The organism is Ralstonia sp. AU12-08 (assembly GCF_000442475.1).
Classification (GTDB): domain Bacteria; phylum Pseudomonadota; class Gammaproteobacteria; order Burkholderiales; family Burkholderiaceae; genus Ralstonia; species Ralstonia insidiosa.
This window is the reverse complement of record NZ_ASZV01000022.1, coordinates 158,629-182,411: the sequence shown is the minus strand read 5'-3', so window position 1 is coordinate 182,411 and position 23,783 is coordinate 158,629. Positions and strand designations below refer to the sequence as shown.

The 23,783-nt window shown below is 62.4% G+C and carries 19 protein-coding genes, 1 tRNA gene and 1 pseudogene; 10 read left to right on the top strand and 11 right to left on the bottom strand.

The window, feature by feature from the left end; translation table 11 throughout:
- Window positions 1-33 precede the first annotated feature (33 nt).
- Window positions 34-414 carry a winged helix-turn-helix transcriptional regulator gene (locus C404_RS42460; protein ID WP_031329354.1) on the top strand — a complete coding sequence of 127 codons (381 nt, stop codon included), beginning with the start codon at window positions 34-36 and terminating at the stop codon, window positions 412-414.
- 9 nt (window positions 415-423) lie between these two features.
- Here C404_RS42460 and murI read toward each other — a convergent pair whose 3' ends face one another.
- The 4 genes from murI to C404_RS42440 form a co-directional block, all read right to left on the bottom strand.
- Window positions 424-1,245 (bottom strand): glutamate racemase, encoded by an 822-nt coding sequence (murI, locus tag C404_RS42455; protein ID WP_021194881.1) that lies wholly within the window; start codon window positions 1,243-1,245, stop codon window positions 424-426.
- A gap of 17 nt (window positions 1,246-1,262) precedes the next feature.
- Entirely contained in the window at window positions 1,263-2,786 is a 1,524-nt protein-coding gene (locus tag C404_RS42450) for a fumarate hydratase (protein ID WP_021194880.1), read from the bottom strand.
- A gap of 274 nt (window positions 2,787-3,060) precedes the next feature.
- Window positions 3,061-3,612, bottom strand: a complete 552-nt coding sequence (locus tag C404_RS42445) for a hypothetical protein (RefSeq protein ID WP_021194879.1) — start codon at window positions 3,610-3,612, stop codon at window positions 3,061-3,063.
- A 34-nt stretch (window positions 3,613-3,646) separates the two neighbouring features.
- Complete coding sequence (locus tag C404_RS42440; protein ID WP_080981255.1) at window positions 3,647-4,606, bottom strand: DMT family transporter; 960 nt, start codon at window positions 4,604-4,606, stop codon at window positions 3,647-3,649.
- Between the two features lie 203 nt (window positions 4,607-4,809).
- Here C404_RS42440 and acs point away from each other — a divergent pair, with 203 nt between their 5' ends.
- Window positions 4,810-6,792, top strand: a complete 1,983-nt coding sequence (gene acs, locus C404_RS42435) for an acetate--CoA ligase (RefSeq protein ID WP_021194877.1) — start codon at window positions 4,810-4,812, stop codon at window positions 6,790-6,792.
- Between the two features lie 135 nt (window positions 6,793-6,927).
- A complete protein-coding gene (locus C404_RS42430) occupies window positions 6,928-8,994 on the top strand; it encodes a sodium:solute symporter family protein (RefSeq protein ID WP_031329353.1) in 2,067 nt (688 codons plus the stop codon).
- A gap of 67 nt (window positions 8,995-9,061) precedes the next feature.
- On the opposite strand, the gene C404_RS42425 is transcribed toward C404_RS42430, so the two are convergent.
- The gene (locus C404_RS42425) at window positions 9,062-10,633 is read right to left on the bottom strand and encodes a methyl-accepting chemotaxis protein (protein ID WP_021194875.1); all 1,572 of its coding nucleotides are present in this window, start codon (window positions 10,631-10,633) and stop codon (window positions 9,062-9,064) included.
- Between the two features lie 543 nt (window positions 10,634-11,176).
- Window positions 11,177-11,371 carry a hypothetical protein gene (locus C404_RS42420; RefSeq protein ID WP_021194874.1) on the bottom strand — a complete coding sequence of 65 codons (195 nt, stop codon included), beginning with the start codon at window positions 11,369-11,371 and terminating at the stop codon, window positions 11,177-11,179.
- A 343-nt stretch (window positions 11,372-11,714) separates the two neighbouring features.
- On the opposite strand from C404_RS42420, the gene C404_RS42415 reads away from it, so the two are divergent.
- Window positions 11,715-11,993 carry a DUF7696 family protein gene (locus C404_RS42415; RefSeq protein ID WP_021194873.1) on the top strand — a complete coding sequence of 93 codons (279 nt, stop codon included), beginning with the start codon at window positions 11,715-11,717 and terminating at the stop codon, window positions 11,991-11,993.
- Between the two features lie 212 nt (window positions 11,994-12,205).
- On the opposite strand, the pseudogene C404_RS61005 reads toward C404_RS42415, so the two are convergent.
- Both C404_RS61005 and C404_RS61000 read right to left on the bottom strand, forming a co-directional pair.
- Window positions 12,206-12,409, bottom strand: a pseudogene (locus C404_RS61005) (energy transducer TonB); the annotation flags it as partial.
- Window positions 12,382-12,657 carry a ribbon-helix-helix domain-containing protein gene (locus C404_RS61000; protein WP_064496187.1) on the bottom strand — a complete coding sequence of 92 codons (276 nt, stop codon included), beginning with the start codon at window positions 12,655-12,657 and terminating at the stop codon, window positions 12,382-12,384. The gene C404_RS61000 and the pseudogene C404_RS61005, both read right to left, overlap by 28 nt.
- 76 nt (window positions 12,658-12,733) lie before the next feature.
- On the opposite strand from C404_RS61000, the gene C404_RS60675 reads away from it, so the two are divergent.
- The gene (locus C404_RS60675; protein WP_037011623.1) at window positions 12,734-12,943 is read left to right on the top strand and encodes a helix-turn-helix transcriptional regulator; all 210 of its coding nucleotides are present in this window, start codon (window positions 12,734-12,736) and stop codon (window positions 12,941-12,943) included.
- 417 nt (window positions 12,944-13,360) lie between these two features.
- Here C404_RS60675 and C404_RS42400 read toward each other — a convergent pair.
- Window positions 13,361-13,451 (bottom strand) — tRNA-Ser (locus C404_RS42400).
- A 70-nt stretch (window positions 13,452-13,521) separates the two neighbouring features.
- On the opposite strand from C404_RS42400, the gene C404_RS0129950 reads away from it, so the two are divergent.
- The 3 genes from C404_RS0129950 to C404_RS42390 all read left to right on the top strand — a co-directional run bounded on the left by C404_RS0129950 (window position 13,522) and on the right by C404_RS42390 (window position 18,910).
- Entirely contained in the window at window positions 13,522-14,865 is a 1,344-nt protein-coding gene (locus tag C404_RS0129950; protein WP_080981253.1) for a M23 family metallopeptidase, read from the top strand.
- The gene (locus C404_RS42395; RefSeq protein WP_021194871.1) at window positions 14,793-15,275 is read left to right on the top strand and encodes an outer membrane protein; all 483 of its coding nucleotides are present in this window, start codon (window positions 14,793-14,795) and stop codon (window positions 15,273-15,275) included. Before C404_RS0129950 ends, C404_RS42395 begins: the two co-directional genes overlap by 73 nt.
- Before the next feature lie 386 nt (window positions 15,276-15,661).
- Window positions 15,662-18,910 carry an autotransporter outer membrane beta-barrel domain-containing protein gene (locus tag C404_RS42390; protein ID WP_021194870.1) on the top strand — a complete coding sequence of 1,083 codons (3,249 nt, stop codon included), beginning with the start codon at window positions 15,662-15,664 and terminating at the stop codon, window positions 18,908-18,910.
- A gap of 24 nt (window positions 18,911-18,934) precedes the next feature.
- Here the strand turns inward: C404_RS42390 and C404_RS42385 are convergent, their stop codons facing one another.
- A complete protein-coding gene (locus C404_RS42385; RefSeq protein WP_232317486.1) occupies window positions 18,935-19,471 on the bottom strand; it encodes an NUDIX hydrolase in 537 nt (178 codons plus the stop codon).
- Between the two features lie 184 nt (window positions 19,472-19,655).
- Here C404_RS42385 and C404_RS0129945 point away from each other — a divergent pair, with 184 nt between their 5' ends.
- Window positions 19,656-22,631, top strand: coding sequence for a hybrid sensor histidine kinase/response regulator (locus C404_RS0129945; protein WP_021194868.1), 2,976 nt, complete (start codon window positions 19,656-19,658; stop codon window positions 22,629-22,631).
- Window positions 22,632-22,739: 108 nt separating this feature from the next.
- A complete protein-coding gene (locus C404_RS42380) occupies window positions 22,740-23,423 on the top strand; it encodes a LuxR C-terminal-related transcriptional regulator (RefSeq protein WP_021194867.1) in 684 nt (227 codons plus the stop codon).
- A gap of 18 nt (window positions 23,424-23,441) precedes the next feature.
- On the opposite strand, the gene C404_RS42375 is transcribed toward C404_RS42380, so the two are convergent.
- Window positions 23,442-23,660 carry a hypothetical protein gene (locus tag C404_RS42375; RefSeq protein ID WP_021194866.1) on the bottom strand — a complete coding sequence of 73 codons (219 nt, stop codon included), beginning with the start codon at window positions 23,658-23,660 and terminating at the stop codon, window positions 23,442-23,444.
- Between the last annotated feature and the right edge of the window lie 123 nt (window positions 23,661-23,783).

Here is a 23,783-nt window from a genome sequence, read left to right as displayed (position 1 = left end):
TTTCTATCGTCAATTAGGTACCTAAAAGTAACCATGTCGAGAAAGATTCAGCTACCGCCGGATGCATTCCTGAAAGTGTGTCCGTCTCGTGGCGTGCTGGCGCGTGTCGGGCAGAAATGGACGGTGCTGACCATGGTGGCGCTGCAAGACGCGCCCATGCGTTTTGGCGATATCCGGCGGCGCCTGGAAGGGGTTTCGCAGAAAATGCTGACGCAGACGCTGCGCGCGATGGAGCGCGACGGCCTGATCGAGCGGCACGTCTACGATGAACGGCCTCTGCGAGTGGAATATGCGTTGAGCCCGCTTGCACGCACACTCTTGCCGCTGGTGATTGCCCTGAAAACCTGGGCGGAGGATTCGCTCAAGGTGATCGAAGCCAATAACCGTGCCTTCGATCGCAAGTTTCCTGCGTGAGGGTGTCGACTACGACGTTGCCAGGGCGGTGTCGCCAATCAAGACTTGGCTGGCCATCGGCGCTTCGCCCAGCAGCGCGGCCACCATGGCCTGCAGCGGAAGCACATCGCCAGTGGTCATGAAGCGTGGCGATGCGGCTGGTCCATCAGCTTGCAACTGCGCCGCGACCAACGTGCGGCCCAGGTGGCGTGCAACAGCGTGGCCGGTATCGATGAGCGTCAACCGATCGCCCGCAATCTCGCGGATGGCATCTTCCAGAAACGGGTAATGCGTGCAGCCGTGCACCAGGGTGTCGGCACCAGCATCCAGCATCGGCTGCAGATAGGCTTGCAGCAGTTCCAGCACGGCGGGGGAGTGCGTGTCGCCGCGTTCGATCAACGGGACGAGGCCATAGCCCGGCTGGCTCATCACTTTGCAATCGCCGGAGACCGCAGCCAACAGGCGCGCGAATTTCTCGCTGCGCAACGTGCTCTCCGTGGCGAGTACACCGATCACACGGCTCTTTGAGTGTGCGACCGCCGGCTTCAGGCCTGGCTCGACACCAATCACCGGCACCGCTAGCTTCTCGCGCAGTACATGCACGGCCTGCGCCGTGGCCGTATTGCACGCAATCACCAGCGCCTTGCAGCCTTGGTCGACCAGCCACTCACATGCGCGCAGCGTGCGATCCGCAATGTATTCGGGAGATTTTTCCCCGTACGGGGCATGGCGGGAATCCGCCAGGTAGAGCAGCGATTCGGCCGGTAGTTCGGCGCGAATCGCGCGCAGGACGGAGAGCCCTCCGAGGCCGGAGTCGAAGACCCCGACCGGTGCCTGCGCGCGTGTCGTCATATCAGACGTTGAGCAGATCAGGCTGCGGCGACCGGAATCTTGCCGATCTTCGCTTGCCATTCCGCCGGGCCGGTCTTGTGGACCGATGTGCCCGAGCTGTCCACGGCGACGGTGACAGGCATGTCCTTCACGTCGAATTCGTAGATGGCTTCCATGCCCAGGTCTTCGAACGCCAGCACCTTGGAACCACGGATGGCCTTCGACACCAGGTAAGCCGCACCGCCCACGGCCATCAGGTAGGCCGACTTGTGCTTCTGGATGGATTCGATGGCGACGGGGCCGCGCTCGGCCTTGCCCACCATGGCGATCAGGCCCGTTTGGGCGAGCATCGTCTCGGTGAACTTGTCCATGCGCGTAGCGGTGGTCGGGCCGGCCGGGCCGACGACTTCATCGCGCACCGGGTCGACCGGGCCGACGTAGTAGATCACGCGGTTGGTGAAATCGATCGGCAGCTTCTCGCCCTTGGCCAGCATGTCGGCGATGCGCTTGTGCGCAGCGTCGCGGCCGGTGAGCATCTTGCCGTTGAGCAGCAGGGTCTGGCCCGGCTTCCACGAGGCGACTTCTTCCGGCGTGAGCGCGTTCAGGTCCACGCGCTTCGACGTTTCGGTGTTCGGTGCCCATTCCACCTTCGGCCATTGCGACAGGTCCGGCGCTTCCAGCTTGGCAACGCCGCTGCCGTCCAGCGTGAAGTGTGCGTGGCGCGTGGCTGCGCAGTTCGGGATCATCGCGACCGGCAGGTTGGCGGCGTGCGTCGGGTAGTCCAGGATCTTGACGTCGAGCACGGTGGCCAGGCCGCCCAGGCCCTGCGCGCCAATGCCCAGCGCGTTGACCTTCTCGTACAGCTCGATGCGCAGCTCTTCCGCACGGTTGCTCGGGCCGCGGGCGATCAGGTCTTGAATGTCGATCGGCTCCATCAGGGCTTCCTTGGCCAGCAGCATGGCCTTTTCAGCCGTGCCGCCAATGCCGATGCCCAGCATGCCCGGCGGGCACCAGCCGGCGCCCATGGTCGGCACGGTCTTGAGCACCCAATCAACGATCGAGTCGGACGGATTCAGCATCACGAACTTCGACTTGGCTTCCGAGCCGCCGCCCTTGGCCGCGACGATCACGTCCACCGTGTCGCCCGGCACGATCGACATGTTGATCACGGCCGGGGTGTTGTCCTTCGTGTTGGTGCGCTTGCCAGCCGGGTCCGCCAGCACGCTCGCGCGCAGCTTGTTGTCGACGTCGTTGTACGCGCGGCGCACGCCTTCGTTGACCATGTCTTCCAGGCTCATCGTGGCGCCGTCCCAGCGCACGTTCATGCCCACCCTCAGGAACACGGTGACGATGCCGGTGTCCTGGCAGATCGGGCGCTTGCCTTCTGCGCACATGCGGCTGTTGGTCAGGATCTGCGCGATGGCGTCCTTGGCCGCCGGACTTTGTTCCTGCTCATAGGCGCGGCCCAGAGCAGTGATGTAGTCCATCGGGTGGTAGTAGCTGATGTACTGCAGCGCGTCGGCGACGCTCTGGATGAGGTCTTCTTGACGAATGACGGTCATGGTGGGGACCAACGTATAGGAATGAGAAACCGGGATGCGGTAGGGCAATGATCCGCGGCAGTGATGCGCCGCAGTGATTTGCACTACGCACCAGCGGCGGGCGCCGCTGGCTCAGAACAGCCGCAGATCATACACCCAATGTCGGGGCCGGATTGTCCGAGCGGATTCGTCGGAATCGATGCGCGGACAGGGCTGCCGCGCCAATGCGCTCCGGCAGCCTCACCCTGCGGGTGGGCGCGAGATGAGGCAGTCCGTCCCCTCTCGGCCCGCAGCGCTACTTGACCCGGCGCAGATGTTTCGGCCGTTTGGCCGCTGCATTCTGTTTGCGAAGTCCACTTGGCCAGCGGAGCAGGCGCCACGCGTGCTCGCCATCGAGCCCGGGGGCCGGAATCAGGTTGATGACTGCGACCAGCAGGCTGACGTAGCCGAGATACAGCACCACCTCGCCGATGATCGGCAAACGTGCAGCCGGTGTGACATTCGCCAGCAGGATCAATGGCAATGCCACCGCAAGCTGCGCCAGCGCACCGCCCCAGGCAATCACGTAGATATCGCGTTCATGTGCCGGGGTCTCGTGTACGCACATGCCGTGGAAGAGGCCAAGGTAGATTGCCTCGGTCCGGGCGCCGGCACGCCGCGCAAAGTAGGCGTGCCCGGTTTCGTGCAGCAGGATGATGCCGAAGTATGAGCAGAGCGCCGCCAGAGCCGTGAAGGGCGCCTTGATGGAATACGCCAGCAGGACAGCCGAGACTACAAGGACGGTCCAATGGACATAGACGGGCGCGCCAAAGACTCGCAGGCTACTCAGGCGGAAATAGCGGTTCATCGGGTGGTGGTCTATCGCGTGTTTGGAGATGGTGTTACTCGCGGTCCAGCGACGGATCAAGCGGGTCCAGCGGATCGGCCACCCGCCCGCGCCGCAAGGGTTGGCGAGGCCGCGCCGGCCAACTCGCCACCAGGATGCCCGCCACCACGCAGGCCAGCGCCACGGCATGTGGCCAGCCCGGTGTCTCACCCAGCGCGACGATGCCGTACGTGGCCGCAGCAATCGGCAGCACCGAGGTGAACACACCTGCCAAGTGCGCCGGCACGTGCCGAATGCCCTTCATCCACAGCCAGAAGGAGAAGATACTGGCCGACAGCGCGTACCAGACCACCAGGCCCCAGATGGAAGCCGGCACGTTCGATGCATCGAATGTCAGCAGCGGCACCAGGCCCAGCGGCAGCATCAGCAGGCCGCCGATCAGGTGCGTGTACGCGCAGATCTCGATGGCGGGCAACGTTTGCGTCAACCGCCGAGACAAAATCACGTAGATCGATTCGCAGATCACCGCGCCCATCACCAGCGCATTGCCCAGCAACGCTTGTGAGGCATCCGCAGGCGTCGCGCCGGAGGATTCGCCACCACGGTACGCGTTGAGAATGGCCACGCCTGCCACGGCCAGCACGACCGACACGAAGGTCCGCCCCGACGGCCGCTCGCGCAGTACCAGCCACGACAGCAGCGCCACCGTGGCCGGGATCGTGCTGGTGATGATGCCGGCAGCCAGCGCCGACGTGAGCTTCACACCGTTGAGCATCAGCAGCGTGAAACCGAAGGTGCCGAAGAACGCCTGCAGGAAGAGGTTGGTCCATTCCCCGCGCGTCACCCGCCGCATGCGCGACGGCTTGTACCACGGTGCCATGCACACGATGGCGATCAAAAAGCGCAGCAACGCAAACAGCATCACCGGCATGACGGCGACGATCGATTTGCCGAAACCGACGTTGCTGCCGACCAGTGCCATGGCAGCAATCAGGAAAAGGGCGTGGATGGGCACGATGACGAATTGGGTGGAGAGTGATGCGGGACGCGGCTTTCAAGCCGGCCATGTTGCATTGCGATGCGCGCCGCAGTGCTGAGTGACGCATTATAGTAATGCCCTTCGCGTCAAATTGCGGCGTCAGATACGTAAGGCTGGAGTCAGGTCAGCCGCTTAGATTCGCCGCAAAACGATTACAGACACCGCTATCAGGAGACAACATGGCTGGCATTGAATCTGTTCTGCAGGAACTGCGCGTCTTCGACCCGCCCGAGTCCTTCGTCAAACAGGCCAACATCGCCGGCATGGACGCCTACCGTGCCCTGTGCGCCGAGGCCGAGCACGACTACGAAGGCTTCTGGGCGCGCCTCGCACACGAGCACCTGCTGTGGCACAAGCCGTTCAGCAAGGTGCTGGATGAATCCAACGCGCCGTTCTACAAGTGGTTTGAAGACGGCGAGATCAACGCCTCGTACAACTGCCTCGAGCGCAACCTTGAGAACGGCAATGCCGACAAGGTCGCCATCATCTTCGAAACCGACGATGGCAAGGTCACCCGCGTTACCTACCGCGAACTGCACGCACGCGTCTGCCGCTTCGCCAACGGCCTGAAGGCACTGGGCATCAAGAAGGGCGATCGCGTCGTCATCTACATGCCGATGTCGGTGGAAGGTATCGTCGCCATGCAGGCCTGCGCACGTATCGGCGCGACGCACTCGGTGGTGTTTGGCGGGTTCTCGGCCAAATCGCTGCAGGAGCGCATCGTCGACGTGGGCGCGGTGGCGCTCATCACGGCGGATGAACAAATGCGCGGCGGCAAGGCGCTGCCGCTCAAGGCCATCGCCGATGAAGCGCTGGCCATGGAGGGCACCGACGCCGTCAAGCACGTGATCGTCTACCGCCGCACCAATGGTAAGGTGAACTGGGTCGAAGGCCGTGACCGTGCGATGGATGAAGTCGAAGCCGGCCAGCCGGACACCTGCGAAGTCACCCCGGTGGGTGCCGAGCATCCGCTGTTCATCCTCTACACCTCGGGTTCGACGGGCAAGCCGAAGGGCGTGCAGCACAGCACGGGCGGCTACCTGCTGTGGGCGCTGCTGACCATGCAGTGGACCTTCGACCTCAAGCCGGACGATGTCTTCTGGTGCACGGCCGACATCGGCTGGGTGACCGGCCACACGTATATCGCCTATGGGCCGCTGGCTGCCGGCGCCACGCAGGTCGTGTTCGAAGGCGTGCCGACCTACCCGAACGCTGGCCGCTTCTGGGACATGATCCAGCGTCACAAGGTCAATACCTTCTACACCGCGCCGACGGCTATCCGCTCGCTCATCAAGGCGGCTGAGGCGGACGAGAAAGTCCACCCGAAGCAATACGACCTGTCGAGCCTGCGCCTGCTGGGCACCGTGGGTGAGCCGATCAACCCGGAAGCTTGGATGTGGTACCACACGAACATTGGCGGTGGCCGTTGCCCGGTGGTCGATACCTTCTGGCAGACCGAAACCGGCGGTCACATGATGACCCCGCTGCCGGGCGCCACGCCGCTGGTGCCGGGTTCATGCACGCTGCCGCTGCCGGGCATCATGGCTGCCATCGTCGATGAAACCGGACAGGACCTGCCGAACGGGCAGGGCGGCATCCTGGTCGTCAAGCGCCCATGGCCGTCGATGATCCGCAACATCTGGGGTGATCCGGAGCGCTTCAAGAAGAGCTACTTCCCGGAAGAGCTGGGCGGCAAGCTGTACCTGGCGGGTGACGGTTCCATCCGCGACAAGGACACCGGCTACTTCACCATCATGGGCCGCATCGACGACGTGCTGAACGTGTCGGGCCACCGCATGGGCACGATGGAAATCGAGTCGGCGCTGGTGGCGAACCCGCTGGTGGCCGAGGCGGCCGTGGTGGGCCGTCCGGATGACATGACCGGCGAAGCCATCTGCGCATTCGTGGTGCTCAAGCGCTCGCGCCCCGATGGCGATGAGGCCAAGCAGATCGCTGCTGACCTGCGCAACTGGGTGGGCAAGGAGATTGGGCCGATCGCCAAGCCCAAGGACATCCGCTTTGGCGACAACCTACCCAAGACGCGCTCCGGCAAGATCATGCGCCGGCTGTTGCGCTCCCTGGCCAAGGGCGAGGACATCACGCAGGACACGTCCACGCTGGAGAACCCGGCAATCCTCGATCAGTTGAAGGAAACCCGCTAAGAGGCCGCTGAAAAATGATTCTGACGGCCCAACGCCGCCTTGCCGTACTCGATGTACTGTCTGCGGCGGCGTTGAACCGTCAGAAGCGCTGCGCTTCATTTTGCAGCAGCCTCTAACTCCAGAAACAGGTCGCCAATCTTGGCTACTGACCCTCAACAAGACAGCCGCTTTCGCAAGCGGCTGTTTCTGTATTACGGGCTCTACACCGTAGGGCTGCTGCTGTTCATCGTCATGATGGGCGCGATCGAGCACGTGCGCGGGCCGGGGGTGTGGCTCGGTTATGTGTTCCTGTTCGTCACCATCGCCATCTATGCGTGCATCGGGCTGATCTGCCGCACGGCGGATCTGACTGAGTACTACGTGGCCGGGCGCCGCGTGCCCGCGTTCTTCAACGGCATGGCCACCGCGGCTGACTGGATGAGCGCCGCCTCGTTCATCGGCCTGGCGGGCATCGTGTTCGCCTCCGGTTATGAAGGACTGGCCTATGTGATGGGCTGGACTGGCGGTTATTGCCTGGTCGCCTTTCTGTTGGCGCCGTACCTGCGCAAGTTTGGCGGCTACACCGTGCCGGACTTTCTTGCCACACGCTATGGCAATGGCGAGCGCGGCGGCAGCTCGGTGGTGCGTGGCATTGCCGTGCTGGGCGCGACGCTGTGTTCCTTCGTCTACCTTGTCGCGCAGATCCAGGGCGTGGGGCTGGTGGTGACGCGCTTCATCGGCGTGGAGTTTTCGGTGGGTGTGTTCTTCGGGCTGGCGGGCATTCTGGTGTGCTCGTTCCTGGGGGGCATGCGTGCCGTGACTTGGACGCAGGTGGCGCAGTACATCATCATGATCGTGTCGTTCCTGGGCGTGGTGGGGCTGATTGGCTGGCATCGGTATCACGATCCGGTGCCGCAGCTCTCGACCGGTCAGCTGCTGCAGCAGATCGAGAAGGAGGAACTGCGCATTGCCCATGACCCGGCCGAGCAGCGCGTGCGTGACCATTTCCTGGCCGAAGCGCAGGCGTTGCAGGAGCGCATTGCCCGGTTGCCGCAATCGTTCGAGGAGTCGCGCGAGGCGCTGAACACGCAGTTGAAGCTGGCGCGCGAGCGCAATGCGCCGCTGCGCGAGATCAAGACGCTGGAGCGTGCGCGCGAGGAGTTTCCTGCGGATGCGGCCAGCGCGTCGATTCTGTGGAACCTGGAGCGCGAAGCAGCCCTGGAGCGCAGTCGCGCCGCACCACCGTCCAGCGAGCCGTTTCCGTCCAAGTCTGAGGCCGAGCGCGGCACCGAGCGGCTGAACTTTGTGTTGCTGGTGTTCTGCCTGATGGTGGGAACGGCCAGCCTGCCGCACATCCTCACGCGCTTTCACACCACACCGTCGGTGCGCGAGACGCGCAACTCGGTGAGCTGGACGCTGTTCTTCGTGGCGCTGCTGTATGTCTCAGCGCCGGCGCTGGCGGCGCTCGTCAAGCTGGACCTGCTGCAGCATCTGGTGGGCACGCCGTTTGCCGATCTGCCGCAGTGGATCGTGCCGTGGCGCAAGGTCGACCCGGCTGTCCTGACGCTGCGCGATATCAATGGCGACGGCATCGTCCAGTGGGCAGAGGTGATGATCCAGCCGGACATGGTGGTGCTGGCGGCACCCGAGATCGCCGGGCTGCCGTATGTGCTGTCCGGGCTGATTGCCGCAGGTGCGCTGGCGGCTGCGCTGTCGACGGCTGACGGCCTGCTGCTGACGATTGCCAATGCGCTGTCGCACGACGTGTACTTCCACATGATCGACAACACGGCCAGCCATCAGCGGCGCGTGACCAGCGCCAAGGTGGTGTTGCTGGCGGTGGCCTTGCTGGCGGCGTATGTGACCTCACTCAAGCCCGGCAACATTCTCTTCCTGGTGGGGGCGGCATTTTCGCTGGCGGCTTCGTGCTTCTTCCCGGTGTTGGTGCTGGGGGTGTTCTGGAAGCGCACCAATCGCGCGGGTGCCATTGCCGGCATGCTCACCGGGCTGGCGGTCAGCGTCTATTACATCTTCGTCAACTACCCGTTCTTCACGCGCATGACGGGCATCCTGGGCCAGCCGTGGTTTGGTGTGGACCCGATTGCCTCGGGTGCGTTTGGTGTGCCGGCCGGGTTTGTGGCGGCCATTGTCGTCAGCCTGCTGACCAAGCCGAACCGGCCGGTGGTGGACAAGCTGGTTGGCTATCTGCGCGATCCGCTGTAGGCCGAAAAAAAGCCCGCGACCTCTCGGCAGCGGGCTCAATGACGGCTTGGAGAATACGGTGTGCGGCTCAGGCGTGCGCGGTATGCACAGCGTGCGGATCAATGCGGAAGAAGGCCACCGCCGCGTTGAGTTCCTGCCCCTGATCCTGCAGTGATTGCGAGGCGGCCGCGGCTTCTTCCACCAGCGCCGCATTGCGCTGCGTGACTTCGTCCATCTGCGAGATCGCCTGGTTGACCTGTTCAATGCCGCGTCGTTGTTCGGCCGATGCAGCGGCAATCTCTTCCATGATGTCCGTGACGCGGGCCACGGCCTGTGTGACTTCGCTCATGGTTTCACCCGCTTCGCTCGCCAGGGTCGAGCCATCGTGAATGCGCTCCACGGAAGATGCGATCAGCTCCTTGATCTCCTTGGCGGCGGTGGAAGAGCGTTGTGCCAGGCTGCGCACCTCGCTGGCCACCACGGCAAAGCCACGGCCTTGTTCCCCTGCACGCGCGGCTTCCACAGCGGCATTCAGCGCCAGGATGTTGGTCTGGAACGCGATGCCTTCGATGATGCCGGTGATGTCCGCAATCTTGCTCGAACGCTCGCTGATGTCCTGCATGGTCGACACCACTTGGTTGACCACCGTACTGCCTTTCTGCGCGACTGCCGATGCGTTGGCCGTCAGTGCCGTGGCCTGCTGGGCGTTGTCAGCGTTCTGCTTCACGGTGGAGGTCAGTTCTTCCATGCTGGCAGCCGTCTCCTGCAGCGACGATGCCTGTGCCTCCGTGCGTTGGCTCAGGTCGGCGTTGCCGGCGGCGATCTGCTTGGCAGCACCGGCTACGCTGCCGCTGCTGTCACGCACCTTGTCGACGATTTCCGTCAGGCGGCCGTTCATGTCGCGCAGGGCAGAGAGCAGGTGGCTGGTTTCATCCTTGCCGCGCACGTCGATGCGGCTGCTCAGGTCGCCGCGCGCCACGGTCTTGGCCACGTCCACGGCAACACGGATCGGCTGCGTGATCGAGCGCGTGATGATCATGCCCGCAATCACTGCCAGCAGTGCCGCGCCAATCGACAGCGCGATCAGCATGTTGCGTTGGTTGGCGTAGTTGGCGTCGTAGTCCTGCACAAGCTGCTCCTGGCGCTCGCGGGTATAGGCAGCGTAGGCTTCCGTGGCCGTGACCAGCGCGGCCAGCAGCGGGCGGCAGTTGTTGTCCATTTTCTGGATGGCTTCATCACGCTTGCCGGCCAGCGCCAGCGACACGATATCGGTCGCCACCGGGCCATAGCGCGATTCCACGCTGTCGATGTCGGCCACCAGCGCGCGGCCGCGATCGGTGGCGTCCTTGGCGTTGGCGATCATTTCCTTAAGCAGCTTGAGTTGCTTCTGCACGTCTTCGTGCGCGCGGAAAACCTCGGCCTTCTCGAGTTCCAGGTCTTGCTGCGTAACCACCAGCACCAGGTTGCGTGCGGCAATGGCGCGACGGTCCACCGCTGTGCGCACTTCCGTGGCAACTGCGGCACGGGCGTTGATGCCGTGCACGAAATTGGAAAAACCTTCGGTCGAATTGGACAGCGCGTGCAATGACATGCCTGATACCACGACGACAATGGCTGCCAGCACGCCAAAGCCTGCAGTGAGCTTGGCCTTGATGGTCATCTGAGAAAGATTCACAGCGTCCTCCAGTCTTACGGGATGGGTGCAATCGTGATTGGCCTGGCTGCCCGGTATGGCACGAGAGAAGCGGGCGAACCTGCCACCGTTTTATTGCCGTTTGCTGCGGACTTCGAAAACCTCACCGTTGGAGAGGTGAGACCGGTTATTCCGGTTTGATTCTGTTGATCTTCACGGGGTTATCGGCGGGGTCTGGAAATCCTGAACATCAATTTTGTGCAGGTTTCCACTTAGTTCTTTCTAAGGCTGTGGAGGCCTTGATCTATAAGGCTTAGCGCTTTTTCCGGTTGTGGCTGCCGCGCAATTTCGGATTGCGTGATGGGTTTTACGGATCACTCCCAAAGTGAAGGGATAAATACCTTATTTTGATTAATTTAAGTCAGGTATAAGCTCGGTTTGCGGTGTTGGTTCATATAGAAAACGTTTTCGAGTGATGTATTAATCCGCTTACACATCGCTACCGCTCTCTGTGTGTAAATAAAAAGCCCGCCAAAAAAAGCACGGGCCGATAATGCGAATGAACCTCGTTTACTGAAGAGCAGACGCTGGCACGACCGGCAGCACGACTTTGGACGGCTGCGTTGCATCGCTATAGAACGTCAGTACACCCTGTGGCAGGTTGCTCGCGCCCACGGCCACGCGCAGCTTGTGGCCCTTGCTGATCAGTGCGCTGGTCGTGAACACCCACAGCCGTGCGCCAACAGCTTGGACGCGGTCAATCAAGCTCCAAGCATGCCTATCGCTGTACGGTGCGCGGCGAGCTTGACGCCGTCATCCGCACGTGTTTTCGGTCAGAAACATCCGGCGCGTTACGTAACGCACCGCGTAACGAACGTGAGAGAAGCGTCCCCCACGTGCCGTTTTCGGATGAGAAATTTGCACCCCACCAAGGTGGGGATTCGGCCGACAAAGGCTTGCCCGTATTGCGTTTCAAACAGGCGCGTTCCGTGTTCGAGTCGGGCAAGACGGCAGCTATCGCCTTGTCGTCAAAACTGGCACAGACGTTGCGTAATCCGGTCAGACCCGCCCGGCACAGGGCGCCACGCAAAGACAGAAGGGGGCCATCATGAACCGCACCATTCAGGACGTCGAAATTGCCGCCGCCATCGATTCGGACCTGCTGCGCCGTCGCCAGCAGTTTGCTGGTCAGCCCGCCGCCTGGCAGGTGTGGTCCGAAGCCGCACACGTCGCTACCTTGAACGAGCGCGCACGCAGCGCCTTCATCGAGCGCGTGGCTGCCAGCCGCGGCGCGGACATCGCACTGCGCCTGCTGATGAAGGCCCAGTCGATCCGCGAACAGGTTACGCAGACGCTGTTGACCGAGGCGTCTGCAACGCTGCACTGAGGTTGCGCGAGGGGGATGCAGGCACGCACGACGTGTCGGCACGTGGGATGCAAAAGGCCTTGTCGGGAGACGGGGCCTTTTGTTTTTGTGAGTAGAGGCAGGGCAGAAAACAAAAACGCCCGCGTGGGCGGGCGTTTTCGTGAATTCTGGCGGGCCATCAGGGACAAATTTGGGCACAGGCGTGCCGGAACGTCCTTGTCGATTACGAAGCGATATGGCTTCGTCGCTGTAACAGGAGCCGCCTTGCCGGTTTCTGGATCGACGAACGGAATGCAACGAGTGGTCAGAGCCGCGACTACTGCTGCCTCATCCAGATCCTTGGTTCCAGACGACTTCACGATCCTAACGTCGCCGGCATACCCCTCTTCACTGATGTGCAAGCGGAGCACTACGTCGCCTTGCTTGCCCAAGTTAAGCGCGGACTTCGGCTACCAAGGAGCTGGGTCGGTGCATGTGACGTAGCCCCGTCACTAAGCTTCTGTTGGTGAGCAGCCATGGCCCGAATGAGCAGCACCCAGGCCATATTGGAGTCGGAGCGGCCTTCATCCCTCGCGCGAGCTTTCAAGTCAGCCAGCTCGTCTGGCGCGAGGCTCACCTGCAGGCGCTTGTCCGAACGAACCCCGTTCGGACACCGCTTTCGTAGGGCGGCGTCGGGATAGGTCATGGTGATAAGCTTTGTGAGTCAACTGGATTCACAAGCATTATCTGCACAAATGTGCGGGTTATAAATTAAAAGCTGCATGAAAGTGCATTACGGGAACCGCCTAGCGGAGGAGCGCGTTCGACTTGGTCTATCGCAGAGCGATATGGCCGAGAAGGGAGGTGTCTCCGCGCGGACCTACGCCTACTACGAATCTGGCGAGCGAGAGCCACCATTCAATGCGTCGCCTGTACGGCCGTATCGCAGCAGCTTGCGCGCATGCGGCGGACGCTCTCTATCGTCGGCGTGAGTGCGCTGGCCGCAGCCGGTATCGCTGGCTATTCGGCCTGGGCGCCGGCATCTGCCTCTGATGCAGTCGTGGCGACTGGCGGTGCCGGCGGCGTCTGCCATCACGACGGCAAAGCTTTTTCCCTCGGTGGTGTTACCCGTATGGGCGACAGCACCTTCTACAGATGCGTCGCTGTAGAAGGTACAGGCCGCCGCCGTCGGCGTGGTAGCCAGGCGTCAGCAGCTTGGCGACGCGCAGAGCGTTCAGGCGGTGTAACTGTCTGGAAGAGGCCATACCCACGATCCTACCCACAATTTAGGGTGAGATTGTCTGGGTGGCTCTGAGAGGAGGCAAGAGCGCCGTTACCCACGAAACCCGCAATCTAGCGCGGGTTGGGAGAGCGCCTGAGACTCAGCGAGAGTCGCTGAGAATGAATTCTGGCGGAGAGAAGGGGATTCGAACCCCTGATAGGCTATTAACCTATACACGCTTTCCAGGCGTGCGACTTCAACCACTCATCCATCTCTCCGGAAGCCCGCGATTGTAGCACACCGGGCAAGGACGCCAAGTCCTCAACACGGTTGCGGTCCAAGTTCGTGATGTGCGAGCACGAAATTGACGAGAAGCGGATCATCCGCCACCTCCCATCGCATAGCCAACAACCAGGGCGCAAATCACAGCGCCGAATCGGACCGGTCCTATACACCCACCAAGAGTGCATCGGTACATTCGACCCCGATGCCGAGTTCGGCGCAAATTCTTGTGCCGTAAGGCACGACCCGATTTTCTTGTTTCTCGATTCTCAAGCGAGTGATGACGTCATGCAGTTCGACCTGCTTTCCTGTCTCGCGCGCGAACAAGGTCGCTCTGCAAGCAACGTTGTCCCGACCCGTCGAGTCCGGCGGTCGCTGTGCGCGTGTCTTGCCTTGCTGTACGGATCCATGACGGCAGTGATCCCCGCACCCGCACTGGGTGTAACGCCGGCACCGGATGCGCCTGCAGTATCGAACGTGGCATTCATGCCGCCGGCGGGCAACCTTGTTGATGCGCGTTTCTCCAATGTGCCCCACGCGCCGTGGGGCGGCTCCTCGGTGCCGTCGCCGACTGCAGATCCGCAATCCGGCACGCGAGCGGGCGAGATCGCGAGCACGTTTCGCAAGGCACTCGCGCGAGCGGATCTACCGGGCGACCTGTTGCAGCAGATCACGCGCTTGCTTCGTGGAAAGGTCGACATGTCGGCCCGAGGCCAGGAAGGCGACTACTTTCGTGTTGCCTACGAACCCGTCGCCGATACTTGCTGCGAGCAGGCGATCCGCCTGACTGCGATTGAGGTGCAGTTCCGTGGTAAGCGTCATGCGGGTGTCTGGTTTGCAACGAACGCGCGTCCACAAGGCGACTACTACCGATTCGACGGCACGCTCTTGGCGGGGTTGCGCTTCACTTGGCCGGTTCAGGCAACCCGCATCAGCTCAGACTTCGGCGAGCGCACGCATCCTGTCACGGGTGTCCATCACGGGCATTCTGGCGTCGATCTTGCCGCGCCGACCGGCAGGGCCGTGCGTGCGTCCGAAGCGGGCGTGGTTGCGCATATCGGCAACGAGCGGCGCGGCTATGGCAAGTACGTGGTCATTCGGCACCCGGATGGGCTCACGTCTTACTACGCGCATCTCTCCAAGATCGACCCCAAGTTGCGTGTAGGCATGCACATTGAACGCGCGCAGCGCGTGGGTGCAGTTGGCCGTACCGGAACGGCGACTGGGCCGCACCTGCATTTCGAAGTCCGCCGTGACGATCGTCCTGTCGATCCGCTTGCCCTGATTCGCAAAGCAAGCGTGCAAGCATTGCAAGGCGATCAACTGGTTCGTTCGCTTTGGGTTACGACTTCGCCAACGGCTGGCGTGTCGAAGGTGAATACACGCTGCCGCGCAAGGATGCCTTCGTAAGCGGGTCGACGCGCTGGCCCAGCAACAACTACCACGATATTCACTCGCAACGTCTGATGGCCAACGTGTACCGCGACTTCGCGGTGGCCAAGAACGTGTCGGTGTACGCAATGGGTGGCCTGGGTCTGGCCATGCTGAAGTCGGAAGGCGCCCAGATCAACCCGGCCAATGGCTTCGGCGGTCCGTTCAACTCCGCAAGCCAAACCAACTTGGCGTGGTCGCTGGGTGCGGGCGTTTCGTATTCCCCGATCAAGAAGCTGACCCTGGACCTGGGCTATCGATACGTTGATATGGGCAAGACGGAAAGCGGTTGGAACGCATTCACCAATGCTGTCGGCATGCAAGACGAAATGCTGCGTGCCAAGCTGGTCTCGCATGAAATCTATCTGGGTGCGCGTTACAAGTTCTAAAAGCCGGTTTGCGATGCATTCCTAGCCACCACGCGGGGAGACTCGCCGTGTTGGTTTTACGCCCGAAGCGTTGACGCTCCGGGCGTTGTTGCATTTGGTGAGAAAAAAACGCTCGGATTTGATATCCGGGCGATTTTTTTTTTGCGAAATCACGCGTGGTTGCCGGCTTTGTAAAGGGCTTGGGGCCTGGCGGGAGCTGCTGGGATGGCCGGAGAAAGTAGGTCGATTTGGCTGGGGCAGCAACTCAAATTGATACGTGTCACCAGTTGTTGCGAGGCAGTCCGAGGCGATGTTATAAACACTAGCGCAACAATCCATAGCAATAGCCCCCGTCATATTGCGAGAAAAAAATGAATAAGAATGCGTGGAGTCTGGGTGTTGGAGGGATGGCGATTATCACTGGCACGATGCCGGTTGGTGCCTACGCCGCCTGTTCGTCAACGGCGCCGGCCAGCGGTACGACCGTCACCTGTTCGAATCCAGGTATTCCATCGGTGAATGCGGTTGCGGGCAGTACCAACGTCACCATCAATATCGATGCAACGGCCACCGGCAGCTATGCGTTGGCGACGACGCCGACGCCATTCTCGGTGGATACGCAAAGCGCGATCACCAATAACGGCAATCTCTCGTTGTCTGGTAACGGCACCGGCGTTGCAAACCGCGGTGCCATGCTGATCGGGGTGAATAACAACAACACGATCACCAATGGCGCGACCGGTGTGATCACGACCACCGGCACATACAACGATGGCATTGCCGCTAACGGCAATAACAATACGCTCGTCAACAACGGCTCCATTACAACCACCGGCAACAATTCGTATGGCATGACTGCCGCGTGGGGCCAAAGCAATCCGGGTGCCTCGGGCAATACGATTACCAACTCCGGTACGGTAACGACGTCTGGAAACAATGCTCGGGCGGTGTCGTTGCTCGGTGGCAACGGCACCGTCAACAACAGCGGTACGCTGACTTCCAACGGCAGGGATGCTCCGGCCGTCTACATGCAGGGCAATAACGACACCCTGAATAACAGCGGTACGATTCAGACGACGGGCACTGCGTCGAGCGGCGGCAGCGTAGATGCAGTGGTGTCGAACACGCTCGGCAGCTCGTTTACCGCAACCATCAATAACCAGGCCGGCGGGCAGATCATCAGCAACAACGGCATCGGCGTGCGCTCGACCAATGGCGCCACAACGATCACCAATACGGGGTTGATCCAGGGTGGCAGCGGCACCGCTATCCAGGGTGGCAATGGCAATGTGACGCTGATCCTGCAGACCGGTTCGCAGATCATCGGCGCGGCCAACGGCGGCGGCGGTACCAACACGGTGACGCTGCAAGGCACGGGTACGGCGTCCAACGCGTTCACCAATTTCCAGAGCCTGACCATGGCGGGCACCGCCTGGACCTGGGCCGGCACCGGTACGTTCTCAACCGCGGTGGTACAGAGCGGCACGCTCAACCTGACGGGCACGCTCGGCACGACCACGGGCTCGGTCGTTGCCACCGTCAGCAGTGGCGCGACGCTGCAGGCGAACGCGTCGAACTTGCCGCTGTCCGTAACCGACAACGGGCTGGTGCGTTTCCAGCAGGATAGCGCCGGCAACTACACGGGCACCATCAGCGGGTCTGGCGCGGTTGAGAAGACCGGCGCGGGTACCTTGACCGTGTCTGGCAGCAACACCCACTCCGGCGGTACCACGATCACGCAGGGCGCGCTGTCCGCAGCTGCAGATAGCGCTCTGGGGGCATCGTCGGGTGCGCTGACACTCAACGGCGGCACGCTGCAACTGGGCAGCACGTTCAATCTTGCGGCGAGCCGCGTGGTGTCGATCACGGCCAACAACGGCACGATCGATACGCAGGGCTTCAATTCCACGGTCGCGCAGAGCATGACCGGAACCGGTTCGTTGACCAAGCTCGGCAGCGGTGTCCTCACGCTGAACGGCACCAACAGCTATGCCGGCGGTACCAACGTCAACGCCGGCACCCTGGTTGTCGGCGATGGCACCAGTGCATCGGCGGCGCTCTCTGGCGGCGGCGCGGTGGCGGTGGCTGGCGGCGCCACGCTTGGCGGCTATGGCAGCGTGACCGGCAACGTGTCGAACAGCGGCACGATCGCAGTCGCAAACGCATTGGCCAGTCTGGCCAGCGGCGCAACCGGTAACTTCCAGATCAACGGCAACCTGACCAACGCGGGGCTCGTGCAACTCAGCGGCAGCGGGGTCGGCAACACGCTAACCGTGGCGGGCAACTACACCGGCCAGAATGCGACGATCGCGTTGAATACGGTACTGGCGGGCGACGGCTCCGCATCGGACAAACTCGTTGTGAGTGGTGGCTCTGCAAGCGGCTCAAGCGCACTCAAGGTGACGAACGTGGGTGGGGCAGGCGCGCAAACGATCGCCGACGGCATTCAGGTCGTGCAGGCAATTCACGGCGCAACAACCAGTGCAAACGCCTTTACGTTGTCGGGCGGCGTTGTCAGTGCTGGAGCCTATTCGTACTACCTTGTTAAGGGGGGCGCTGCGAGCGGCGCCGGCAACAACTGGTACTTGCGCAACACGATTCCGGCACAGCCGACACCGTCGACGCCGCCTTCGTCTGTGGCGGAGGGCACGCCGGAATCGATCATCGAGGCCGTGGCTGCGCCCGGCACGGATCCGATGCCCGTCTATCGCCCGGAAGTGCCGCTGTACTCGGAAGCGCCGGCCGTTGCTCGTCAACTCGGGCTGCTGCAGATCGATACCTTCCATGAGCGCCAGGGCGAGCAGGGCTTGCTGACCGAGAACGGCACCGTGCCGGCTTCATGGGCGCGTGTATGGGGTGGCAATACCAACATCAAGCAGAAGGGCGATGTGACCCCATCGTTTGACGGCACGGTGTGGGGCATGCAGATTGGTCAGGATCTGTATGCGGACACCCAACAGAGCGGCCATCGCAACCACTACGGTGTGCTGCTGGGCTTCTCGCGTGCAGTGGGTGACGTGAGTGGTTTCGCGTTGGCGCAGCAGGGGCTGGGCGTCGGCTCCTTGCAGGTCAACGGTTACAACCTCGGCGGTTACTGGACGCATGTCGCGCCGACGGGGTGGTACACGGATGCCGTCCTGATGGGCAGCGCGCTGACGGTGCGTACCAACTCCATGGATAACGTGCACGGTTCAACCAACGGCAACGCCATCACGGGCTCCGTCGAAGCCGGGCTGCCGATCCCGCTCAGCCAGGGGCTAACGCTGGAGCCTCAAGCACAACTGGTTTGGCAACGGTTGTCGCTCAAGGATTTCAACGATGGCATCTCGAACGTGTCGTGGAACAACGGCAACACGTTCCTGGGTCGCGTGGGTGCACGCTTGCAGTGGTCGTTTGATTCGAACGGGATCAACTGGAAACCGTATCTGCGCTTGAACGTGCTGCGTTCGTTCGGTTCGGATGACAAGACCACGTTTGGTGGAAGCACCACGATTGGCGCGCAGGTTGGCCAGACGGCCGGGCAGATCGGTGCAGGGCTGGTCGCGCAACTCAGCAAACGCAGCAGTGCGTATGCAACGCTCAGCTATCTCACGAATCTGGGTGGTGAGCACCAGCGCACGATTCTGGGCAACGTGGGGGTGCGTTGGGCGTGGTGAGGCGACTGGGGCGACCGGGGCGGCCTAGGCTGCAGCTTGCAGCAACATGGCTTCCATGTAGGCCATGACGTAGCGCTCGTCGTCCAGGACTTTGAGCGCGCGCCTGACGATGAATGGCGTCGGTCGGCTGCAGTCGATCGACGCAATCGCCTGTCTGTCAAACCAGGCGCAGCGCGCAATCTCCTGAGCGGGGCGGGCGATTGCACTGGCTTCGATGTCGGCGACAAACACGTGGTGCTGCTTGTTGCCACCAGCGAATTGGAACAAAGGGCGTACGGCACGGCAGACGATGCCCGTTTCCTCGGTCAACTCGCGGCGGGCGGCGTCGCTCAGTGTTTCACTGCTGCGCGGTTTTCCACCGGGCAGCACCCAGCGTGCACGAGGCCGGGCGACCAGAAGGATCCGGTCACCACGTTGGCAGAGGACGGTTGCACGTTCTTTCATGGCTGGGCTTGCACGGCGGTGCACATAAAAAAACCGCCGCTCGGAGGCGGCGTAATGGAAAGTGTCTGAAACAAGTTGCTGGACTGCGGGAGTGGGCCGCGGGTCCAACACAGTCATTTTCTCGAAGGGGCGCCGTATGCTGAATGAGATTTGTTCGATTTGGATACGTGATGCCGTAGGACAGGACCGAATGTGGTTTGCCGTCCGTCCGCTCAGATGCGCGCCGCACTGATCTCTTGGGTGCAAGAGATTCCGGCGTAACATCGCACTCCATACCGCGCCATTGAAGGCTCGTCACACCATGCCGAATGCCCAGTCATCCACCGTGCTCACGGCAATGCGCCGCTTCCGGCGTTCGGCGCTGTTTGGCGGTGGCATTGTCCTGACCGTGATGGCGCTGCTCACGTTCGGCATTGCCGTGGCGTCGATGGTCCATTCGCACAACGAGCGGCAACGTCGCGAACTCGCGATCGAAGGCCAGCGTATGGCGAGCGAGGTCACGAAGGCGGAGATCGTGCTTCGGAGCACGATCTACATGGCTGAGCTGGTATGGAACCAGCGTGCGGCGGAAGAGCCAAGCGATGCCGCCCGGTTCAAGGCGGACGGCGGCCGATTGGTGCGCCAGAACGACAGCGGACTGCACTCCGTCCTGTTTGCCAGTGCAGGGCCAGACACGCCTGCGCCAGAGTTGGCGCGCTTTACCGCGTTGACGGATCGAGTCTCACGCACGCTTGCCGCCACCGCGAGCATCCAGGGGTATCGGTTCACGACATACGTCTATACGCCGTCACGTGATTTTGTTGCGATGTCGCCGTTTCCCTGGCCCGATCAAGCAAAGCTCGATGCCGCGCTTGCGAACCGGCCGGCCTTCTTTGCTGCGCTCACACAGGATGCTGCGGGTGAGTCGGTCGCCCCAGCTTCCATCTATGACCCCCGCAATGGGTTGCACGCCGTGCGCTGGCTCGAGCCCTATCGCAATCCGCTGACGGGCGAGTCTGCGCTGCGGATGTCGATCTACGGGTTGGACGCCGCTGGCAAGCCGTTTGCCGTGTTCGTTGTTGAGATTCCGATTCAGGCTGTGCTGGCACCGCTGTCGACCGACCGGTTCGACGGAACATTCGTCGTCCTCGGCGCGGGCGGGGCGCCTATCGCCATTGATGCCGATGCAGACAAGCGCCCCGACGTGCTGGCCGCGTTGCGCGAGTTGTCTGGCGCTTCGACGGCCGTGTCCTTGCAGCGCGCGAGCAACGGCGTTTTCATGGTGAGTACCCCACCCGGGCTGATGGGCGGGCGCGTGGTCTACGCATTCACATGGCGCGACGTGCTGGCCGGTGTGTGGCCCGAGATTCGACTGACGACGCTGCTCACAGCCGGGCTGATCGCCGCGTTGTGGATCCTGCTGTGGTGGTTCAACCGGCGCGTGTTTGCGCCGACGCTGGAGCGGTCCGAGCGTTTTGTCGAGATCGAACGCCTGAACCGGATCCTGATCGAAACCGCGCCGATCGGGCTGGGCGTCATCGACGCGCGCACTGGCGAGCCCATGCTGAGCAGCCCGGTCATGAACGAGGTCGCTGGCCGTGCGGTTGTCCAGACACCGTCGCTGTCTGCGGAAATCGCGCAGCGCTATGCAACGCATGGCGGCGCGGGCATCGTGCGTGACGATCTCGCGCTTGACACGGTGGACGGTAACGCGATCGATCTGGCCGTCAATGTTGCACCTGCGCACTATCACAAGGCGAATGTGCTGGTGACAGCGTTTACGGACATCACCGACAAGAAGCGCACCGAGCAGGCGCTGCGCGAAGCCAAACAGGCAGCCGACGAGGCCAACCGGGCGAAATCGACATTCCTGTCGACGATGAGCCACGAAATCCGCACGCCGCTGAATGCAATTCTCGGCAACCTCGAACTGATTCAGCGGATGCCGCTTGAGCCGGCGGTGGGAGAGCGGCTGCAGTCCGTCACGTCGTCGTCCAACGCGCTGCTGGGCATCATCAACGACGTGCTCGATTTCTCCAAGATCGAGGCAGGTCAGGTGTCGATCGAGTCCATCCCGTTTGACGCTGCGGCTGTCGTGCGTGAGGTGGCGGCAATCTTCGAGCCGATTGCGCAGGAGAAGGGGCTGCAGTTCGATTGCATTGTCGACGACAGCGTTGCTCCCTGGTATGCGGGCGATCCGACCCGCCTGCGGCAGATCGCCTCGAACCTGCTCAGTAACGCGATCAAGTTTACGAACAAGGGCGACGTGCTGATCGAGATCTATGCGAAGCAAGACAGCGCAGGCCGGCAAGGGATCGTCATCGGCGTCAGCGATAGCGGGATCGGCATGAGCCCGGAGCAGCAAGCGCGCCTGTTCGAGCCTTTTGTGCAGGCTGATTCGACCATCTCGCGCCGGTTTGGCGGCAGCGGACTGGGGCTTGCGTTGTGTCGTCGGCTGGTCGACCTGATGGGCGGTACGATCAGCCTGCGCAGCGCCCCCGGAGATGGCAGCCAGTTCACGGTCACGCTGCCGTTTGCGCCCACCGAGTCGCCTGCCGACATCAAGGACGATGCCCAGCCCGCCACGAGTGCGCGGAGCGTCCAACCGGGCAGCGTGAGTGTGCTGGCCGTCGACGATCAGGCGTCGAACCGGGAGCTGATCCGGATGCAGCTGGAGTCGCTGGGCTACCAGGTCACCCTGGCCGACAGCGGTGGCGAAGCGTTACGCCGCTTCAACGAACGGCACTACGACATCCTGCTGACGGATCTCAGCATGCCGGGCATGGACGGCTATGCGCTTGCTCGATGTTTGCGTGCGCAAGGCGCGAAGCAGCCGATCATTGCGCTGACTGCGCATGGGGCCATCGAAGAGCATCAGCGTTGTGTGCAGGAGGGGATCGACGCCGTGCTGGTGAAACCGATCCTGCTCAAGGCGCTCGATACGACGCTGCGTCGCACGGTGCGTAGCGATGCGCAGACGGCACCAACAGCTGTGAGCCGCGAGAACATTGGTGAGGGGCGCCTGCCGGAGCGGGTACTTGCCGCGCTCCAGGGCTCAACGCATGAGCTGCTGGAATCCCTGCACGTTGCGCTGTCGGCTGGCGATCGAGAGGCCGCGTTGCGCCAGCTGCACGCCATGCGAGGCACGTTTGCGATGGTGCACGAGCAAGCCGTTGCAGACGCTTGTGCAGAGATGGAACTGCGGGCCAAGCGAGGCGATGATCTGCAAGCGTTGCAGCCTGGGCTCGATCGGCTGGTACAGCTGACACAGGAAACCCTGGCGCGACGGGCTGCCTGAGCGGGTGTTGTGCGATGCCCTTATGCGGGCTGTTGAGCGGCCTTCATCGTAAAATTGTATTGTCTGTTGAGGCCTGACGGACCCGCAGTCGGCAAAAGGAGGGAAGGAATGAGCAGCTTCAGCATTGGCGTGGTGTTGGCGGACGACCATCCGGGGATGATTGCCGGGGTATCGCATGAGCTGTCGTCGGTGGACACCATCGTGTTGAAAGGGCATGCCACCAACTCGACCGACCTCGTCAAGCTGCTCGAATCGACGCCGTGCGATGTGCTGGTGTCTGACTACGCCATGCCGACAGGCGACTATGGCGATGGCATTGCACTGTTCGGCTTCATCGGCCGGCGCTTTCCTCAAGTGAAGCTTGTTGTGCTGACGATGCTCGACAGTCCGGCCATCCTCGGTTCGCTCGATGACATTGGGGTCCGTGCGATTGTCAGCAAGTCCGACGCGGTGTCGCACCTGGTTCCTGCCATTCATGCTGCGCACACGGGGGGCAAGTACCACTCCCCAACGGTTGCCGCTGTGCTGGAGGCACGTGAGGCGCAGCGGGCCGGCGCACCGGCATCGACTGAACTGAGCCCGCGCGAGGCGGAGGTGGTGCGGCTGTATGTGTCCGGCCTGCGGGTGGACGAGATAGCTGAACGGCTCAATCGCAGCAAGAAAACCATCAGCACCCAGAAGAACCGGGCCATGGAAAAGCTCGGCATCTTGCGCGATGCGGATCTCTTCAAGTACGCCGCGGAGCATGGTTGGCTGACTTCGTCGCAAACGCCGCCGCGTGACGCTGGCTGAGCGTTGAGCGCAGCGGTGTCAGGCCGGTTGCTCAGCAGGCGGTACGCTATGCGGTTGCGGCTTGTCCAGCGTGGGTGAGTCTGGCTGCTTCCAGGTTTCGACGATCTGCCGCCTACGCTGTGGTGACGAGAACAGGTATTCATTCATGGCGCCCAGAAACTCGTGGCGCGCTGGCGCCGTCAGCTCGGCAAAGCCGAGCAGAATGTGCCGTAGTTTGTCTCGTTCAGTCTGCTTCATGATTTGGCCTCCTATGGCAACCCTGGGTGCGTTGCGCATGTCGCACCAATGTCATGGCGCGACACTATCTACGTTATGAGTTGAGAAGAAGCGCGTCCATCAGACCGGTCTGGTAGTCGAACC

What these genes read in the sequence shown, in the direction of transcription:
- C404_RS42460 (WP_031329354.1), top strand. Translation starts at nt 34, where the DNA reads ATGTCGAGAAAGATTCAGCTACCGCCGGATGCATTCCTGAAAGTGTGT.
- C404_RS42390 (WP_021194870.1), top strand. Translation starts at nt 15,662, where the DNA reads ATGGCGATTATCACTGGCACGATGCCGGTTGGTGCCTACGCCGCCTGT.
- C404_RS61000 (WP_064496187.1), bottom strand. Translation starts at nt 12,657, where the DNA reads ATGACCTATCCCGACGCCGCCCTACGAAAGCGGTGTCCGAACGGGGTT.
- C404_RS42380 (WP_021194867.1), top strand. Translation starts at nt 22,740, where the DNA reads ATGAGCAGCTTCAGCATTGGCGTGGTGTTGGCGGACGACCATCCGGGG.
- acs (WP_021194877.1), top strand. Translation starts at nt 4,810, where the DNA reads ATGGCTGGCATTGAATCTGTTCTGCAGGAACTGCGCGTCTTCGACCCG.
- C404_RS42385 (WP_232317486.1), bottom strand. Translation starts at nt 19,471, where the DNA reads ATGACTGTGTTGGACCCGCGGCCCACTCCCGCAGTCCAGCAACTTGTT.
- murI (WP_021194881.1), bottom strand. Translation starts at nt 1,245, where the DNA reads ATGACGACACGCGCGCAGGCACCGGTCGGGGTCTTCGACTCCGGCCTC.
- C404_RS42445 (WP_021194879.1), bottom strand. Translation starts at nt 3,612, where the DNA reads ATGAACCGCTATTTCCGCCTGAGTAGCCTGCGAGTCTTTGGCGCGCCC.
- C404_RS42375 (WP_021194866.1), bottom strand. Translation starts at nt 23,660, where the DNA reads ATGAAGCAGACTGAACGAGACAAACTACGGCACATTCTGCTCGGCTTT.
- C404_RS42425 (WP_021194875.1), bottom strand. Translation starts at nt 10,633, where the DNA reads ATGACCATCAAGGCCAAGCTCACTGCAGGCTTTGGCGTGCTGGCAGCC.
- C404_RS0129950 (WP_080981253.1), top strand. Translation starts at nt 13,522, where the DNA reads ATGTGCGAGCACGAAATTGACGAGAAGCGGATCATCCGCCACCTCCCA.
- C404_RS42450 (WP_021194880.1), bottom strand. Translation starts at nt 2,786, where the DNA reads ATGACCGTCATTCGTCAAGAAGACCTCATCCAGAGCGTCGCCGACGCG.
- C404_RS42415 (WP_021194873.1), top strand. Translation starts at nt 11,715, where the DNA reads ATGAACCGCACCATTCAGGACGTCGAAATTGCCGCCGCCATCGATTCG.
- C404_RS0129945 (WP_021194868.1), top strand. Translation starts at nt 19,656, where the DNA reads ATGCCGAATGCCCAGTCATCCACCGTGCTCACGGCAATGCGCCGCTTC.
- C404_RS60675 (WP_037011623.1), top strand. Translation starts at nt 12,734, where the DNA reads ATGAAAGTGCATTACGGGAACCGCCTAGCGGAGGAGCGCGTTCGACTT.